This window comes from Bacillus sp. FDAARGOS_1420 (assembly GCF_019344915.1).
In the GTDB taxonomy this organism is placed as follows: domain Bacteria; phylum Bacillota; class Bacilli; order Bacillales; family Bacillaceae_G; genus Bacillus_A; species Bacillus_A mycoides.
This window is the reverse complement of the sequence record NZ_JAHWJB010000002.1, coordinates 3,207,120-3,221,631: the sequence shown is the minus strand read 5'-3', so window position 1 is coordinate 3,221,631 and position 14,512 is coordinate 3,207,120. Positions and strand designations below refer to the sequence as shown.

Sequence of the window (14,512 nt, the reverse complement as noted above, 5' to 3'; positions counted from 1 at the left end):
TGTGGTTATCTCTTATGAGGTTTCCACTTCCTTTTAAATTTATTAGTGGAGGTAGCAACATTGTCTGTAAATCGAATTCTTGTTATTAACCCAGGTAGTACATCCACAAAGATTGGTGTTTTTGATAATGAAAGACCCGTTCTAGAAGAAACTATTCGTCATGACGTAGAACAGATTGGAAAATATAAACGAATTATCGACCAATATGAGTTTCGTAAAGAAACGATTTTAGAAGTTCTACATTCTCATGGTATTAACATTTCAAAATTAAACGCTGTTTGTGGGCGTGGTGGATTACTTCGTCCAATCGAAGGCGGCACGTACACAGTAAACGATGCGATGTTAGAAGATTTAAAAAATGGGTTTAGCGGTCATCACGCTTCAAACCTTGGAGGCATTTTAGCATATGAAATTGCTTCTGGATTAAACATTCCTGCATTCATTGTGGATCCTGTCGTTGTAGATGAAATGGAGCCAATTGCTCGTATTAGCGGTATTGCTGGTATGGAACGTAAAAGTATTTTCCATGCATTAAACCAAAAAGCGGTTGCTCGTAAAGTAGCAGATGAATTAAATCACAAATATGAGGATTTAAATTTATTAGTTACACATATGGGCGGCGGTATTACAGTTGGTGCTCATAAAAAAGGAAAAGTTATCGATGTGAATAATGGCTTAAACGGAGAAGGACCATTTAGTCCAGAGCGTGCTGGTACAGTACCAGTAGGACAATTAGTTGAAATGTGTTTTTCTGGTGAGTATTACCGAGACGAAATGGTTAAAAAACTTGTCGGACAAGGTGGACTTGTAAGTCTTATCGGTACAAACGATGCAATTAAAGTAGAACAAATGGTTGAAAAAGGTGATCCTGAAGCAACACTTATTTATAAAGCAATGGCGTATCAAGTTGCAAAAGAGATTGGCGGAGCTAGTGCTGTACTTCACGGGAAAATCGATGCAATCGTATTAACTGGTGGACTTGCGTACAGTAAAATTCTTGTCGATGAAATAAAAGAACGTGTTCACTGGATTGCAGATGTTATCGTACATCCAGGAGAAGATGAATTACAAGCGTTAGCAGAAGGAGCACTTCGTGTATTACGTGAAGAAGAAGCTCCAAAAGAATATATTGTACGAGAAAAACAAACAGTAGCTAGGGGTTGAGATAATGGCAAGAGAATATGATTTAGTCATCGTTGGCGGCGGTACTGGTGGATATGTTGCTGCTATTCGTGCATCACAACTAGGGTTAAAAACTGCACTTGTTGAAAAAGAAAATCTTGGTGGTACTTGTTTACACAAAGGATGTATTCCTAGTAAAGCTCTTTTACGTAGTGCGGAAGTATACGCAACTGCTAAAAAAGGAGAAGAGTTCGGAGTTATCGCAAGTAATGTAGAACTAAACTTTGCTAAAGTACAAGAGCGTAAAGAGAAGATTGTAACGCAGCTTCATAAAGGCGTTCAGCATTTAATGAAACAAGGTAAAATTGATGTGTTTGAAGGTATTGGCCGTATTCTTGGCCCATCTATTTTCTCTCCAATGCCAGGTACAATTTCAGTTGAACTTGCAAGTGGAGAAGAGAATGAAATGTTAATTCCAAAAAATGTACTTGTTGCAACAGGTTCTCGCCCAAATTCATTACCAGGATTAGAGTTAGACGGAGAGTATGTAATGTCTTCGGATCATGCCCTAAAAATGGAAACGCTTCCTAGCTCAATCATTATCGTTGGTGGCGGTGTAATTGGTATTGAGTGGGCATCTATGCTTGCTGACTTCGGTGTAGAAGTTACTGTATTAGAATATGCGAAAAACATATTACCACTAGAAGATAATGACGTTTCAAAAGAAATGCAACGTCTATTCAAGAAAAAAGGTATTAAAGTGGTAACTGGTGCAAAAGTATTACCAGAAACATTGGTAAAAGATAATGGAGTAACAATTCAAGCTGAACATAACGGTGAGAACAAAGCATTTAAAGCAGAAAAAATGCTTGTATCTGTAGGAAGACAAGCGAATACGCAAAATATGGGCTTAGAGAACACAGATATTGTTGTGGAAAAAGGATACATTCAAACAAATGAGTTTTATCAAACGAAGGAATCTCATATTTACGCAATTGGAGATGTAATCGGTGGCTTGCAACTTGCTCACGTTGCTTCTCATGAAGGAATTGTTGCAGTAGAACATATCGCTGGTAAAGAAGTTACACCAATTGATTATTCTATGGTATCAAAATGCGTATATAGTAGTCCAGAAGTTGCTTCTGTCGGCTTAACAGAACAAGAAGCAAAAGAAAAAGGCTATAAGTTAAAAGTAGGTAAGTTCTCATTCCGTGCAATCGGAAAGGCACTTGTATACGGAGAATCAGACGGTTTTGTAAAACTTGTAGTTGATGAAGAAACAAATGACATTCTCGGTGTTCATATGATCGGACCACATGTAACAGATATGATTTCTGAAGCTGGTCTTGCAAGAGTACTTGATGCAACACCTTGGGAAGTGGCACATACAATTCATCCGCATCCATCATTATCTGAGGCGATTGGTGAAGCTGCACTTGCTGTAGATGGAAGAGCGTTACACGCATAAAAATGTGGATTTAGGAGGTTATGAAAAATGGCAGAAGTAAAAGAAAAGCGCCATGAAGAGCTTGGCTTAAGTGATGAGCAAGTATTAGAAATGTTCCGTACGATGTTACTTGCACGTAAAATTGACGAACGTATGTGGTTATTAAACCGTGCAGGTAAAATTCCATTCGTAATTTCTTGTCAAGGACAAGAGGCTGCACAAGTTGGAGCGGCGTTCGCTCTTGATAGAGAGAAAGATTATGCATTACCATACTACCGTGATATGGGTGTTGTACTAGCGTTTGGTATGACAGCTAAAGAGCTTATGTTGTCTGCTTTCGCAAAAGCTGGAGATCCAAACTCTGGTGGTCGTCAAATGCCTGGTCACTTCGGTCAAAAGAAAAATCGTATTGTTACAGGATCATCACCAGTAACAACGCAAGTACCACATGCAGTTGGTATTGCACTAGCTGGAAAAATGGAGAAGAAAGATTTAGTAACGTTCGTTACATTCGGAGAAGGCTCTTCAAACCAAGGTGACTTCCATGAAGGAGCAAACTTTGCTGGTGTACACAAACTACCTGTTATTTTCATGTGTGAAAATAACAAATATGCAATCTCTATTCCAGTTGAAAAACAATTAGCATGTAAAAACGTATCAGATCGTGCAATTGGTTACGGCATGCCTGGATATACAATAGACGGAAACGATCCGCTTGCAGTATATAAAGCTGTAAAAGAAGCAGCAGACCGCGGTCGTCGTGGTGAAGGTCCGACTTTAATTGAAGCAGTATCATATCGTTTAACAGCACATTCTAGTGACGACGATGATCGTGTTTATCGTGATAAAGAAGAGGTAGAAGAAGCGAAGAAAAAAGATTCAATTATAACATTTGCAGCTTATTTAAAAGAAGTTGGTGTGTTAACTGAGGAATTTGAAAAACAAATGCTAGACGAAATTATGCATATCGTAAATGAAGCAACAGAATATGCAGAAAATGCTCCGTATGCAGCACCTGAAGATGCATTGAAGCACGTATACGCAGAATAGGGGGGAACGTTTCATGGCTGTAATGTCTTATATTGATGCTATTACATTAGCAATGCGCGAAGAAATGGAACGCGATGAGAAAGTATTCGTTTTAGGAGAAGATGTTGGTAAAAAAGGTGGCGTGTTTAAAGCGACACACGGTTTGTATGATCAATTTGGTGAAGATCGTGCGCTTGATGCACCGCTTGCAGAATCTGCAATTGCTGGGGTAGCAATTGGTGCGGCAATGTATGGTATGCGTCCAATCGCTGAAATGCAGTTTGCTGATTTCATCATGCCAGCAGTAAACCAAATTGTTTCTGAGGCAGCAAAAATTCGTTATCGTTCTAACAACGATTGGACTTGTCCAGTTACAATTCGTGCGCCATTCGGCGGGGGTGTTCACGGTGCATTGTATCATTCACAATCTGTAGAAGCGATGTTTGCAAACCAACCAGGTTTAAAAATTGTTATCCCTTCTACACCATATGATGCAAAAGGCTTATTAAAAGCTGCAATTCGTGATGAAGATCCAGTATTATTCTTTGAGCATAAGCGTGCATATCGCTTAATTAAAGGTGAAGTGCCAGAAGATGACTATGTATTACCAATCGGAAAAGCAGATGTAAAACGCGAAGGTGATGATATTACTGTTATCACTTACGGATTATGTGTTCACTTTGCTCTTCAAGCAGCTGAGAAGTTAGCACAAGATGGAATCTCTGCACACATTCTTGATTTAAGAACGGTATATCCGTTAGATAAAGAAGCTATTATTGAAGCGGCTTCTAAAACAGGTAAAGTTCTTCTTGTAACAGAAGACAATAAAGAAGGAAGTATTATAAGTGAAGTGGCAGCTATTATCGCTGAAAATTGCCTGTTTGATTTAGATGCACCAATTGCACGTCTTGCAGGCCCAGACGTTCCAGCAATGCCATATGCACCAACAATGGAAAAATTCTTTATGGTAAATCCAGATAAAGTTGAAAAAGCAATGCGTGAACTTGCGGAATTTTAATCGGGGGGACTATACATGGCTGTAGAAAATATTACAATGCCTCAGCTCGGGGAGAGCGTTACAGAGGGCACAATTAGTAAGTGGCTCGTTAATGTTGGCGATCACGTAAATAAGTATGATCCGCTTGCAGAAGTAATGACGGACAAAGTAAATGCCGAAGTACCATCTTCTTTCACTGGTATTGTGAAAGAGTTAATAGCTGGCGAAGGTGAAACGTTAGCCGTAGGTGAAGTTGTTTGTGTCATTCAAGTAGAAGGCGCAGATGAAGTAGCAGCAACAACTGTAGAGGAAAAAACGAAAGAAGAACCAAAGGCAGATATAACTACGCCTGAAAAAGCACCGAAAGCAAAACAACCAACTGATGGAAAACCACGTTTTTCACCAGCTGTTTTAAAACTTGCAGGTGAGCATAATGTTGATTTAGATTTAGTAGAAGGTACGGGAGCAAATGGCCGTATCACTCGTAAAGATATTTTAAAGCTAGTGGAATCTGGAAATATTCCGCAAGCAGGTGCCAAGAAAGAGGAAGTTGTTGCAGTAGCAGAGCGTCCAGAAGCACCAAAATCAGCGGCAGTAGCACCGGTAGCGCAAAAAGTAGAAGCTGCAAAACCAGTTTCTGTGCCGACGATGCCTGGAGATATCGAGATTCCGGTAACAGGTGTACGTAAAGCAATTGCAGCAAATATGTTACGCAGTAAACATGAGGCACCTCATGCTTGGATGATGATTGAAGTAGATGTGACAAACCTTGTATCATACCGTAACTCAATTAAAGGCGATTTCAAAAAGCGTGAAGGCTTTAACTTAACGTTCTTTGCTTTCTTCGTAAAAGCAGTAGCACAAGCGTTAAAAGAGTATCCTCAAATTAACTCAATGTGGGCTGGCGATAAGATCGTTCAGAAGAAAGATATTAACCTTTCTATCGCTGTTGCAACAGAGGATGAACTATTTGTACCAGTAATTAAACACGCGGACGAGAAGACGATTAAAGGTATCGCTCGTGAAATTACAGAGCTTGCAGGAAAAGTACGTACGAAATCGTTAAAAGCGGACGAAATGCAAGGCGGAACATTTACAATTAATAACACAGGATCATTCGGTTCTGTTCAATCTATGGGTATTATTAATTACCCACAAGCGGCTATTTTACAAGTTGAATCAATTGTAAAACGCCCAGTAATTATGGATAACGGTATGTTCGGTGCTCGCGACATGGTTAACTTATGTTTATCACTTGACCACCGTGTACTAGATGGCCTAATTTGTGGTAAGTTCTTAGGACGTGTAAAAGAAATTTTAGAAAATACGTCAGAAAATAATACATCTGTATATTAATAAAAAGCTCGCTTATGCGAGCTTTTTATCATCTTATTTCTTCATCTGCATCCTACTATATGTACAAAACTTTTCCCAGTAATCTTACAATGAACGATTATGTATTAGAAATTTACGAAAATACATTGCTGATATATGGTATATAGATATAAAATAAGAAAAGAATAATTTTTTTGGCAAATCTTACTGATGAAACTGTAGTATAATATATTGTATTGTATGAAAAAGAGAGTTATTCTATATAAGTGTTTTATAGATAATGTGTAATCAGTCGTCAAAACATGAAGAATGTTGACTCCTGGTTTTTTATTTTGCTGTAACAATGTTTCAGGAGGATGTCATGAAAAGAAGTACCGAGTTTCTAAAAAGTTTAGATGTAAAATTAATTTTAATTTTGTGTGCATTTTGTGTTATAAGTATAACTGCTATATATAGCAGTCAGCAAACCGGACAGTATGGAGATGCAAACTTTGCTATGAAGCAGGGAGTTAACTACATAATTGGGGTTGTATTGTTACTTCTTGTTGCTAGCATCGACTTAGATCAGTTGCAAAAATTGTCTTGGCCGCTTTATATTGCTGGGTTTGCTTCACTTATTCTTTTGAAAGTATTACCAGCATCAGGTTTCACACCTGAAAAGTTAGGGGCAAAAAGGTGGTTCGTTTTTCCAGTACTTGGACAAATTCAGCCATCCGAGTTTTTCAAAATCGCATTGCTTCTTGTAGTAGCAAGTATAGCAGTGAAGCATAATGCACAGTATATGGCAAGGACATTCCAAACGGATTTAAAATTAGTAGGTAAAATTATGCTAGTATCCCTCCCGCCTATGGCCGTTGTATATAGCCAACCGGATACAGGTATGGTGTTCTTATATGCAGCAGCTATCGCATGTATTTTATTTATGTCAGGAATTCAAAAGAAATTAATTGCGTTATGTACAGTCATTCCGGTGACCATATTGTCTACATTAATATTTATATTTGTAAAATATCCAGATTTCTTCTTTAATAAATTAGTTACTTTGTTAAAACCTCACCAACAATCACGTATTATAGGTTGGCTAAATCCATTTGAGAATGCAAATGAAGGCTATCAAACACAGCAATCGATTTTAGCTGTAGGTAGTGGAGGTATGGAAGGGAAAGGATTCGGTGAAGGGAACGTCTATATTCCAGAGAAACACACTGACTTTATTTTCGCTACAATTGCCGAAGAAGGTGGATTTATAGTAGCGGCGTTAGTTGTGTTCTTGTTCCTATTACTACTATATCGAACAATTATTATCGGTTATTCTGCTGATAATTTATTTGGTACATTATTATGTGCTGGATCAATAGGAATACTAACGGTTCAAATATTCCAAAACATCGGTATGATCGTTGGATTAATGCCTGTAAAAGGTATCGCATTACCTTTCTTATCATATGGGGGAAGTTCCTTATTTTCGAATATGATTATGATGGGGCTCATATTATCGGTACGGAAAACGTATAAAAAATATATGTTTTCAGTTAAGTAAAAAAGCTAGTTCGTGTAAAAACGAACTAGCTTTTTTACATATATGCCCTTAAACGTTGCAAACTAAGACAGAATAGCAGTTTGAGACGGGTAAGGAGTGCAAAGTGATGCATATGCATATTTTTGAAGGAGCACGGCATCTATCTAATGGTGAATGGGTTATTCGAGCTATCATAGCATACATATTTTTAATATTAGTTGCGAAAGCGATGGGACAAAGGTCCATCGCACAACTTCGTTTTTTAGATGTCGTATTAGTATTATTGCTTGGTGGGAATATTTCTAACGCATTATCTGATGAAAAAGTGGGGTTACTCGGCTCGATGATTACAACGTTCATACTCGTTGTACTTCACATTATAAGCTCAGTCTTAATGTTGAAATGGGATAGATGGAGACGCTTTTTAGAGCCAGCACCTATTATTCTTATACACAATGGTTCCATTGATTTTAGCAATTTGAAAAAAGCGAGAATTACGGTGGAATATTTATTTTCGGAAATTCGTATGCGAAATGTGAGCGATATTCAAACGATTAAATTAGCATTGTGGGAAGCGAATGGTGTTGTTTCTATATTTCAGTATCCAGAATATGAAGCAGTTTCGCGGCTTGATCTGAAAGTGGCGGGAAGAAGATCTCCAGTTTCTTTTGTATTAGTAAAGGATGGGAGGATTCAGCAAGATGTTCTAGCTTTAGTAGGAAAAACAGAAGAGTGGGCGAAAGAGTGTTTAGAGAAGAGTGCAGAAATCGAATCCATTATGTTAGCTACAGTAGATGAAGCGCATAAAATAAATGTTTTGTTAAAAAAATGAAAAATATACGCATTTTGTCGTTTCATACATATGATACAATAGTGTGGACAACGAAAAAGGAGGGATACGATGGGATATGTAGAGGAATTACGAAAAGTAGTTGGTCATCGCCCTTTAATTTTAGTTGGTGCTGTTGTACTCGTTATAAATGAAAGTGGATATGTATTATTACAGCAAAGAACAGAGCCGTACGGAAAATGGGGGTTGCCTGGCGGGCTAATGGAGCTTGGTGAATCACCAGAAGAAACAGCTTACCGTGAAGTATATGAAGAGGCAGGAATAGAAGTAAAGAACCTCCGATTAATCAATGTATTTTCTGGAGCGAACTATTTTTCAAAATTAACAAACGGTGATGAGTTTCAATCCGTAACGACAGCCTATTATACCGATGAATACGAAGGGAATTTTGTTATGAATAAAGAAGAAGCGGTTCAGCTTAAATTCTTCCCGGTAACAGAGCTACCTGATTATATTGTAGGATCGCATAAAAAAATGATTACGGAGTATATAAGGGCTATGGGAAATAAGATATAATATAATGAAAGAGATACAAAAACACAGTTCTGGTCGGTAGTCCAGACGCATGATTTCATGTCAGTAACCTTCCCCTCCGGGATGTCCAGTATTTCTAATTTTTTTAAAGGAGGGGCTGTCAATGGATTTGACAGTATATCACGATGGTCAATTTTTCGTAGGAATTATTACGCATAAAGAACAAGGAAAATTGTATGGAGCAAGGTATATTTTTGGAATGGAACCTTCAGATGAAGAAGTACTTATATTTGTGAATGGTCCAATGTTAGCATATTTCCAGCACGTTGCAAAATGCGGTGTGGAAGTGAAAGAAAAACAGCGTCCCAAAAATATAAAACGTATCATACGACAAGCGGCAAAAGAAGTAAATGTAAAACGTTTTACTAAGGCACAAGAAGCGATTAGTTTATCTTATGAATTGTATAAACAAGAAAAGAAAGTGCAGTCTAAAGAGAAGCGAGAAGCTGAAAAACAAAGAAGACGTTTAATTAAAGTACAAAAAGCAAAGCAAAAGCATCGTGGCCATTAAAAAAAGGTGTTAGAGCAAGGGCTCTAACACCTTTTCTATGCCTAAATACAAGTAAACTTACTTGTATTTCATAAACATTAACTGGTAAGATACAAATAGGTAGAATTAGAGGAGGGAAAAGATTGATTAACTTTAACTTTTTTATGAATGATGTTGTCCGTCAAGCGCGTGAAGAGATTGTCTCTGCGGGATATACAGAATTGACGACACCAGAAGCAGTCGAAGAAGCATTTAAAAGAAATGGTACAACACTTGTAATGGTAAACTCTGTATGTGGTTGTGCAGGTGGCATTGCTCGTCCTGCTGCTGCACATTTCGTACATTATGATAAACGCCCTAACCACCTTGTAACAGTATTTGCGGGTCAAGATAAAGAAGCAACAGCAAGAGCTCGTGAATATTTTGAAGGATATCCACCTTCATCTCCATCATTTGCGTTATTGAAAGATGGAAAAATTGTAACGATGGTAGAACGTCATGAAATTGAAGGTCATGAACCAATGCAAGTAATTGCAAAACTACAATCTTATTTCGAAGATAATTGCGAAGAACTATAAGGAAGAGAAAAAGGCGGTACGTCCACAATCAAGTGGGTGTACCGCCTTTTTTATTTAGTTTTTAAAATAATTAAACATGCAGGAATTTGTTGTTTTATGCATGTTTTTATGCATTGACAACAGCTTTAATGCTGTTATTTTATTTATTTTTATTTTAAATATTGCATAAAAATGAAAGTGCTGATACAATACAAACATCGAATAAATATTCTATTAAACTTTTAAATATACATTATTAGGGGGAAGAAAGATGAAGAAGTTATTATCAATATCATTTGCACTTATTTTAATTGTAAGTATGTTCAGTGCTTGTAGTAATGGGGAAGAAAAGGCGAATGGCAAAAATAAAAAAGTACTCGTTATGGGGACTTCAGCAGACTATAAACCGTATGAATACGTGGAAGCTTCAAAAAGTGATGAAATTATCGGCTTTGATGTTGATATTGCAAAATATATCGGAAAAGAACTTGGATATGAAGTAAAAGTGAAAGATATGGATTTTGGCGGATTATTAGCATCTCTTAATTCAGGAAAAGTTGATTTCGTTATGGCAGGTATGACGCCAACTGCAGAGCGTAAAAATAATGCTGATTTCACAGATATATATTTTGTTGCTAAAAATATGATCGTTTCAAAAAAGGGCTCTAATATTAAATCGTTAGAAGATTTAAAAGGGAAAAAAGTAGGGGTACAAACAGGGTCAATTCAAGAAGAAAAGGCAAAAGAATTTCAGAAACAAGTCGATTTCAAAGCTGAGGGACGTGACCGTATACCAGAAATCGTACAAGAAATTAAAGCTGGTCGTTTTGACGCTGCAATTATAGAAGACACGGTTGCAAAAAATTATTTAGAAAAAATGAAAGAACTACAAGGAATTGAAATTCAAGAAGCACCAGAAGAAGTAGGGGCAGCAATTGCTCTTCCAAAAAATAGTGATAAAACAGAAGAATTTAATAAAGTAATTAAGAAAATGCAAGAAAATGGAGAGATGGATAAATTAGTTAAGAAATGGTTTGGCAGCGGAAAATAAGCTGCCTTTCACTTTTCTGTGAGGGGAATGAAAAGGATGAATTTGGATTTTTCGGCAATTACGCCTTCAATACCATATATATTAAAGGGCTTAGAAGTTACATTAAAAATTGTAGCTGCATCAGCTTTAGCAGGATTTATTTTAGGGACGTTATTAGCACTTTGCAAAATTGCTAGAATACGAGCATTAAATATTGCAGCAGATATATATACTTCAATATTTCGTGGTACACCACTAGTATTACAATTAATGATTATTTATTTCGGTGTTCCGCAAATGATTGGATATGAGATACCAGCCTTTTTAGCAGCTGTACTTGCATTTAGTTTAAATTCAGGTGCATATATGTCAGAAGTAATTCGTGCCGGCATTCAAGCGGTTGATAAAGGACAAACAGAAGCAGCTATGGCTTTAGGGATTCCTTACGGGAAAATGATGAAAAATATTATTTTTCCTCAAGCTTTAAAAAAAATATTACCAGCACTTGTAAATGAATTTGCGACTCTTACGAAAGAATCGGCTGTAGTAACTGTAATTGGAGCCACAGATTTAATGCGCCGTGCTTATATTGTAGGCGGTGAAACGTTTAAATATCTTGAACCATTACTGTTTGTTGGACTTATTTATTATATGTTAGTCATTATTCTTACATTAGTCGGGAAAGCCATTGAAGGGAGAATGAAGAAAAGTGATTAAAGTTGAAAACCTTCATAAGTCATTTGGAAAAAATGAAGTATTAAAAGGAATTACAACAACGATTGAAAAAGGAGAAGTTGTTGCAATTATCGGACCGTCTGGATCTGGAAAGTCAACGTTTTTACGCTGTATGAATGTACTAGAAGCACCGACAAATGGTCAAATTTGGATTGGAACGGAAGAAGTAACGAATCCGAAAACAAATATTATGCATGTTCGTGAAAATGTCGGAATGGTATTTCAACATTTTCACTTATTCCCTCATATGACTGTATTAGAAAATATTACGTATGCTCCTATCAATGTAAAAGGAGTAACGAAGCAAGTGGCTGAGAAAAAGGCTCAGGAACTTTTGGATAAAGTGGGACTGCTTGATAAGAAAGATTCATATCCAAATCGTCTTTCAGGAGGACAAAAGCAACGTGTAGCAATTGCAAGAGCGTTAGCGATGGAACCGGAAGTTATGTTATTTGATGAACCGACCTCTGCGCTAGATCCAGAAATGGTGAAAGAAGTGTTAGAAGTTATGAAATCATTAGTTACGACAGGAATGACGATGGCAATCGTTACACATGAAATGGGATTTGCAAAAGAAGTAGCAGACCGTGTTCTCTTTTTAGATGGTGGAAAGCTCGTAGAAGATAGTAATCCGGAAGAGTTTTTTACAGCACCAAAAAGTGACCGTGCAAAAGAATTTTTGCAAAAGATATTGTAATATGTGAAGGGTACGTGAATAATAGGTAGAAAAGGATGACATTGCGTCATCCTTTTTTTATACTATTTTTAAATACATTTATACATATAGGAGTAATGATATGTTTAAAATTGGATATAGAACAGTGAAAACAGCGCTTGGAACGGGTGCTGCAGTTTTTATTGCTCAGTTATTAGGATTAGAATTTTATAGTTCAGCTGGTATTTTAGTCATTTTATGCGTGCAAAATACGAAACGAAAATCCGTTCAAGTATCGTTGCACCGTTTTTTAGCTTGTGTATTATCAATGGTATTTGCGTTTTGTATTTTTGAAACGATTGGTTATACACCACTAGCGATTAGCGTATTACTGCTTACCTTTATTCCAACTGCAGTTATGTGCAAAATTCAAGAAGGGATTGTCACGAGCTCGGTTATCGTTATGCATCTGTATTCATTAAAGCAAATTACATGGTCTATAGTTGGTAATGAAATTGCTATATTAACGATTGGAATTAGTGTTGCTTTATTAGTAAACATGTACATGCCAAGCAGTGAGAATAAACTGAAAGAGTATCAAGGAAAAATAGAAGAGCATTTCAGAACGATTTTGTTTGAAATGGTCGTTTATTTACGGAATCGAGATAGTAATTGGAGTGGGGCCGAATTAATTGAAACAGAAATGATGCTGAAAGAAGCGAAAGATTTATCATTTAAAAAACTTGAGAATGAATTTATGCGTGAAGATGACTATTATTATCGGTATTTTGATATGCGTATGCAACAATTTGAAATTTTGGAGCGCATGATACCATTAGCTGCATCACTATCTTGGACGTATGAACAAGCTGATATGATTGCAGACGTAATTGAAAATATAGGGAATTCTATTCGACCTGAAAGTACAGGGGTCATTTCGTTAAGACAACTTCAAGAAATGCGAGAAGTATTTAGAGAAATGCCTTTACCAGTCTCGCGAGAAGAATTTGAAATACGTGCAAAACTTGTTCAACTTGTTTATGAGATGGAGCAATATTTACTCATTAAAAGTCGTTTTAGGGGAAAGGATAATATAAAAGAACTTATTTAGAAGGTAGGAACTATATATGCCGTATCTTCTTTCTTTATTATTATGTCTTTCTCTATCACCGATCTGGCCTCTTGGTGATAACCCACGTGCTGGAGATCCTTTTATAATTGTAAATAAAGCAACGAATAAACTAGCTTACATCGATGATGGGAAGATCCAAAAGGTTTTTCCAGTAGCGACAGGAAAAACAAATGAATTAACCCCAGAAGGAACCTTTGACATTGTATTGAAGGCGAAGGATCCCTATTATATTGCGAAGGATATTCCTGGGGGCTCTCCAAAAAATCCACTTGGATCGAGGTGGATGGGATTTAATGCAAGAGGAACGGATGGAAGTAAGTATGGGATACACGGGACAAACCAGCCTAGTTCAATTGGAAAATATATTTCGCAAGGATGTATAAGAATGAAGAAACATGATGTGGAATATTTGTTTGATCGTATTCCAATTGGAACAAAAGTATCGATTGTGAAATCGAAAAAAACATTTCAGCAATTGGCGAAGGAAAAAGGGGCCATAGTATTTGGAAAAGTCAACGAAACGGTTGGCTTTTTCTTTTATTATAAGTTGTCTTGACATGTGTACATAACCATGCGTTAATGAGAATATATAAAGATAATTGAGTAAAGGGGTTGCTCATATGTATTTAAATCCAAAAATTTCTTACATGCAGTTTTGTGTTGGTTTTCTATTTGTTATTACATTCATATTGGCAACTTTTAATATATGTTCTTACGTTGTAGCGATTGTATTTATGGCATTACTCAATCTTACTTTTGTTATTGGGGCATTTCAGCAGAAACAATATACAAGTTTTGTAATAGCACTTGTAATGGCCTTTTCCTTTAGCATTGTAGCAATTGTAATATATATAAAATAAAATGTTCATTACAAGATAGACTATCTCGATTTCGAGATGGTCTATTTTGTATGTGTAAGCAGTAAAAAAAGGACGAGTGAATCGTCCTTTTTACCAAAACATACTTGCGCCAGTAAGTAATGTTGTTACAAGCATAGAAATTAACATTATATAAACCATAATTTTTTGAGCTTTTTTATGCATCGTTAAACCTCCTTGCAAATCAGTACAATTTCATTGT

Annotated in this window: 17 protein-coding genes; 16 read left to right on the top strand and 1 reads right to left on the bottom strand. The window is 36.6% G+C overall.

The window, feature by feature from the left end:
- Positions 1-60: 60 nt before the first annotated feature.
- From buk to I6L50_RS26600, 16 genes are all read left to right on the top strand, one after another.
- A complete protein-coding gene (buk, locus tag I6L50_RS26675; RefSeq protein ID WP_002088555.1) occupies positions 61-1,164 on the top strand; it encodes a butyrate kinase in 1,104 nt (367 codons plus the stop codon).
- A gap of 4 nt (positions 1,165-1,168) precedes the next feature.
- The gene (gene lpdA / locus I6L50_RS26670) at positions 1,169-2,590 is read left to right on the top strand and encodes a dihydrolipoyl dehydrogenase (protein ID WP_002033960.1); all 1,422 of its coding nucleotides are present in this window, start codon (positions 1,169-1,171) and stop codon (positions 2,588-2,590) included.
- A 27-nt stretch (positions 2,591-2,617) separates the two neighbouring features.
- The gene (gene bfmBAA, locus I6L50_RS26665; RefSeq protein WP_002033961.1) at positions 2,618-3,619 is read left to right on the top strand and encodes a 3-methyl-2-oxobutanoate dehydrogenase subunit alpha; all 1,002 of its coding nucleotides are present in this window, start codon (positions 2,618-2,620) and stop codon (positions 3,617-3,619) included.
- 13 nt (positions 3,620-3,632) lie between these two features.
- Positions 3,633-4,616 (top strand): 3-methyl-2-oxobutanoate dehydrogenase subunit beta, encoded by a 984-nt coding sequence (gene bfmBAB / locus I6L50_RS26660; protein ID WP_000290070.1) that lies wholly within the window; start codon positions 3,633-3,635, stop codon positions 4,614-4,616.
- A 15-nt stretch (positions 4,617-4,631) separates the two neighbouring features.
- Positions 4,632-5,951: a dihydrolipoamide acetyltransferase family protein gene (locus I6L50_RS26655; protein ID WP_219303516.1), complete on the top strand. Its 1,320-nt coding sequence runs from the start codon at positions 4,632-4,634 to the stop codon at positions 5,949-5,951.
- Between the two features lie 340 nt (positions 5,952-6,291).
- A complete protein-coding gene (locus I6L50_RS26650) occupies positions 6,292-7,470 on the top strand; it encodes an FtsW/RodA/SpoVE family cell cycle protein (RefSeq protein ID WP_113937097.1) in 1,179 nt (392 codons plus the stop codon).
- Positions 7,471-7,576: 106 nt separating this feature from the next.
- Positions 7,577-8,281, top strand: a complete 705-nt coding sequence (locus I6L50_RS26645; protein WP_113937098.1) for a DUF421 domain-containing protein — start codon at positions 7,577-7,579, stop codon at positions 8,279-8,281.
- A 69-nt stretch (positions 8,282-8,350) separates the two neighbouring features.
- Positions 8,351-8,815: an NUDIX hydrolase gene (locus tag I6L50_RS26640; protein ID WP_219303515.1), complete on the top strand. Its 465-nt coding sequence runs from the start codon at positions 8,351-8,353 to the stop codon at positions 8,813-8,815.
- A gap of 121 nt (positions 8,816-8,936) precedes the next feature.
- Positions 8,937-9,344 (top strand): YjdF family protein, encoded by a 408-nt coding sequence (locus tag I6L50_RS26635; protein WP_219303514.1) that lies wholly within the window; start codon positions 8,937-8,939, stop codon positions 9,342-9,344.
- 143 nt (positions 9,345-9,487) lie between these two features.
- The gene (locus tag I6L50_RS26630) at positions 9,488-9,901 is read left to right on the top strand and encodes a BrxA/BrxB family bacilliredoxin (protein ID WP_219303750.1); all 414 of its coding nucleotides are present in this window, start codon (positions 9,488-9,490) and stop codon (positions 9,899-9,901) included.
- A gap of 250 nt (positions 9,902-10,151) precedes the next feature.
- On the top strand, positions 10,152-10,931 hold the full coding sequence (locus tag I6L50_RS26625) for a transporter substrate-binding domain-containing protein (protein ID WP_215588484.1): 780 nt from the start codon (positions 10,152-10,154) through the stop codon (positions 10,929-10,931).
- Positions 10,932-10,967: 36 nt separating this feature from the next.
- Positions 10,968-11,627 (top strand): amino acid ABC transporter permease, encoded by a 660-nt coding sequence (locus I6L50_RS26620; RefSeq protein WP_219303513.1) that lies wholly within the window; start codon positions 10,968-10,970, stop codon positions 11,625-11,627.
- Positions 11,620-12,342, top strand: a complete 723-nt coding sequence (locus tag I6L50_RS26615; RefSeq protein WP_002165089.1) for an amino acid ABC transporter ATP-binding protein — start codon at positions 11,620-11,622, stop codon at positions 12,340-12,342. The genes I6L50_RS26620 and I6L50_RS26615 overlap by 8 nt, the downstream gene beginning before the upstream one ends.
- Positions 12,343-12,442: 100 nt before the next feature.
- Positions 12,443-13,411, top strand: a complete 969-nt coding sequence (locus I6L50_RS26610; RefSeq protein ID WP_219303512.1) for an aromatic acid exporter family protein — start codon at positions 12,443-12,445, stop codon at positions 13,409-13,411.
- Positions 13,412-13,427: 16 nt separating this feature from the next.
- Complete coding sequence (locus I6L50_RS26605; RefSeq protein WP_002015103.1) at positions 13,428-13,988, top strand: L,D-transpeptidase; 561 nt, start codon at positions 13,428-13,430, stop codon at positions 13,986-13,988.
- A gap of 64 nt (positions 13,989-14,052) precedes the next feature.
- Positions 14,053-14,292: a DUF3894 domain-containing protein gene (locus tag I6L50_RS26600; RefSeq protein ID WP_002088543.1), complete on the top strand. Its 240-nt coding sequence runs from the start codon at positions 14,053-14,055 to the stop codon at positions 14,290-14,292.
- Between the two features lie 90 nt (positions 14,293-14,382).
- On the opposite strand, the gene prli42 is transcribed toward I6L50_RS26600, so the two are convergent.
- The gene (gene prli42 / locus I6L50_RS26595) at positions 14,383-14,475 is read right to left on the bottom strand and encodes a stressosome-associated protein Prli42 (RefSeq protein WP_000549036.1); all 93 of its coding nucleotides are present in this window, start codon (positions 14,473-14,475) and stop codon (positions 14,383-14,385) included.
- Positions 14,476-14,512 lie beyond the last annotated feature (37 nt).

Excerpts from the sequence above, each read along its gene's own strand:
- I6L50_RS26650 (WP_113937097.1), top strand. The coding sequence starts at position 6,292 with ATGAAAAGAAGTACCGAGTTTCTAAAAAGTTTAGATGTAAAATTAATT.
- I6L50_RS26620 (WP_219303513.1), top strand. The coding sequence starts at position 10,968 with ATGAATTTGGATTTTTCGGCAATTACGCCTTCAATACCATATATATTA.
- I6L50_RS26640 (WP_219303515.1), top strand. The coding sequence starts at position 8,351 with ATGGGATATGTAGAGGAATTACGAAAAGTAGTTGGTCATCGCCCTTTA.
- I6L50_RS26610 (WP_219303512.1), top strand. The coding sequence starts at position 12,443 with ATGTTTAAAATTGGATATAGAACAGTGAAAACAGCGCTTGGAACGGGT.
- lpdA (WP_002033960.1), top strand. The coding sequence starts at position 1,169 with ATGGCAAGAGAATATGATTTAGTCATCGTTGGCGGCGGTACTGGTGGA.
- I6L50_RS26605 (WP_002015103.1), top strand. The coding sequence starts at position 13,428 with ATGCCGTATCTTCTTTCTTTATTATTATGTCTTTCTCTATCACCGATC.
- I6L50_RS26645 (WP_113937098.1), top strand. The coding sequence starts at position 7,577 with ATGCATATGCATATTTTTGAAGGAGCACGGCATCTATCTAATGGTGAA.
- I6L50_RS26630 (WP_219303750.1), top strand. The coding sequence starts at position 9,488 with ATGAATGATGTTGTCCGTCAAGCGCGTGAAGAGATTGTCTCTGCGGGA.
- bfmBAA (WP_002033961.1), top strand. The coding sequence starts at position 2,618 with ATGGCAGAAGTAAAAGAAAAGCGCCATGAAGAGCTTGGCTTAAGTGAT.
- I6L50_RS26600 (WP_002088543.1), top strand. The coding sequence starts at position 14,053 with ATGTATTTAAATCCAAAAATTTCTTACATGCAGTTTTGTGTTGGTTTT.
- prli42 (WP_000549036.1), bottom strand. The coding sequence starts at position 14,475 with ATGCATAAAAAAGCTCAAAAAATTATGGTTTATATAATGTTAATTTCT.
- I6L50_RS26655 (WP_219303516.1), top strand. The coding sequence starts at position 4,632 with ATGGCTGTAGAAAATATTACAATGCCTCAGCTCGGGGAGAGCGTTACA.
- I6L50_RS26625 (WP_215588484.1), top strand. The coding sequence starts at position 10,152 with ATGAAGAAGTTATTATCAATATCATTTGCACTTATTTTAATTGTAAGT.
- I6L50_RS26635 (WP_219303514.1), top strand. The coding sequence starts at position 8,937 with ATGGATTTGACAGTATATCACGATGGTCAATTTTTCGTAGGAATTATT.
- bfmBAB (WP_000290070.1), top strand. The coding sequence starts at position 3,633 with ATGGCTGTAATGTCTTATATTGATGCTATTACATTAGCAATGCGCGAA.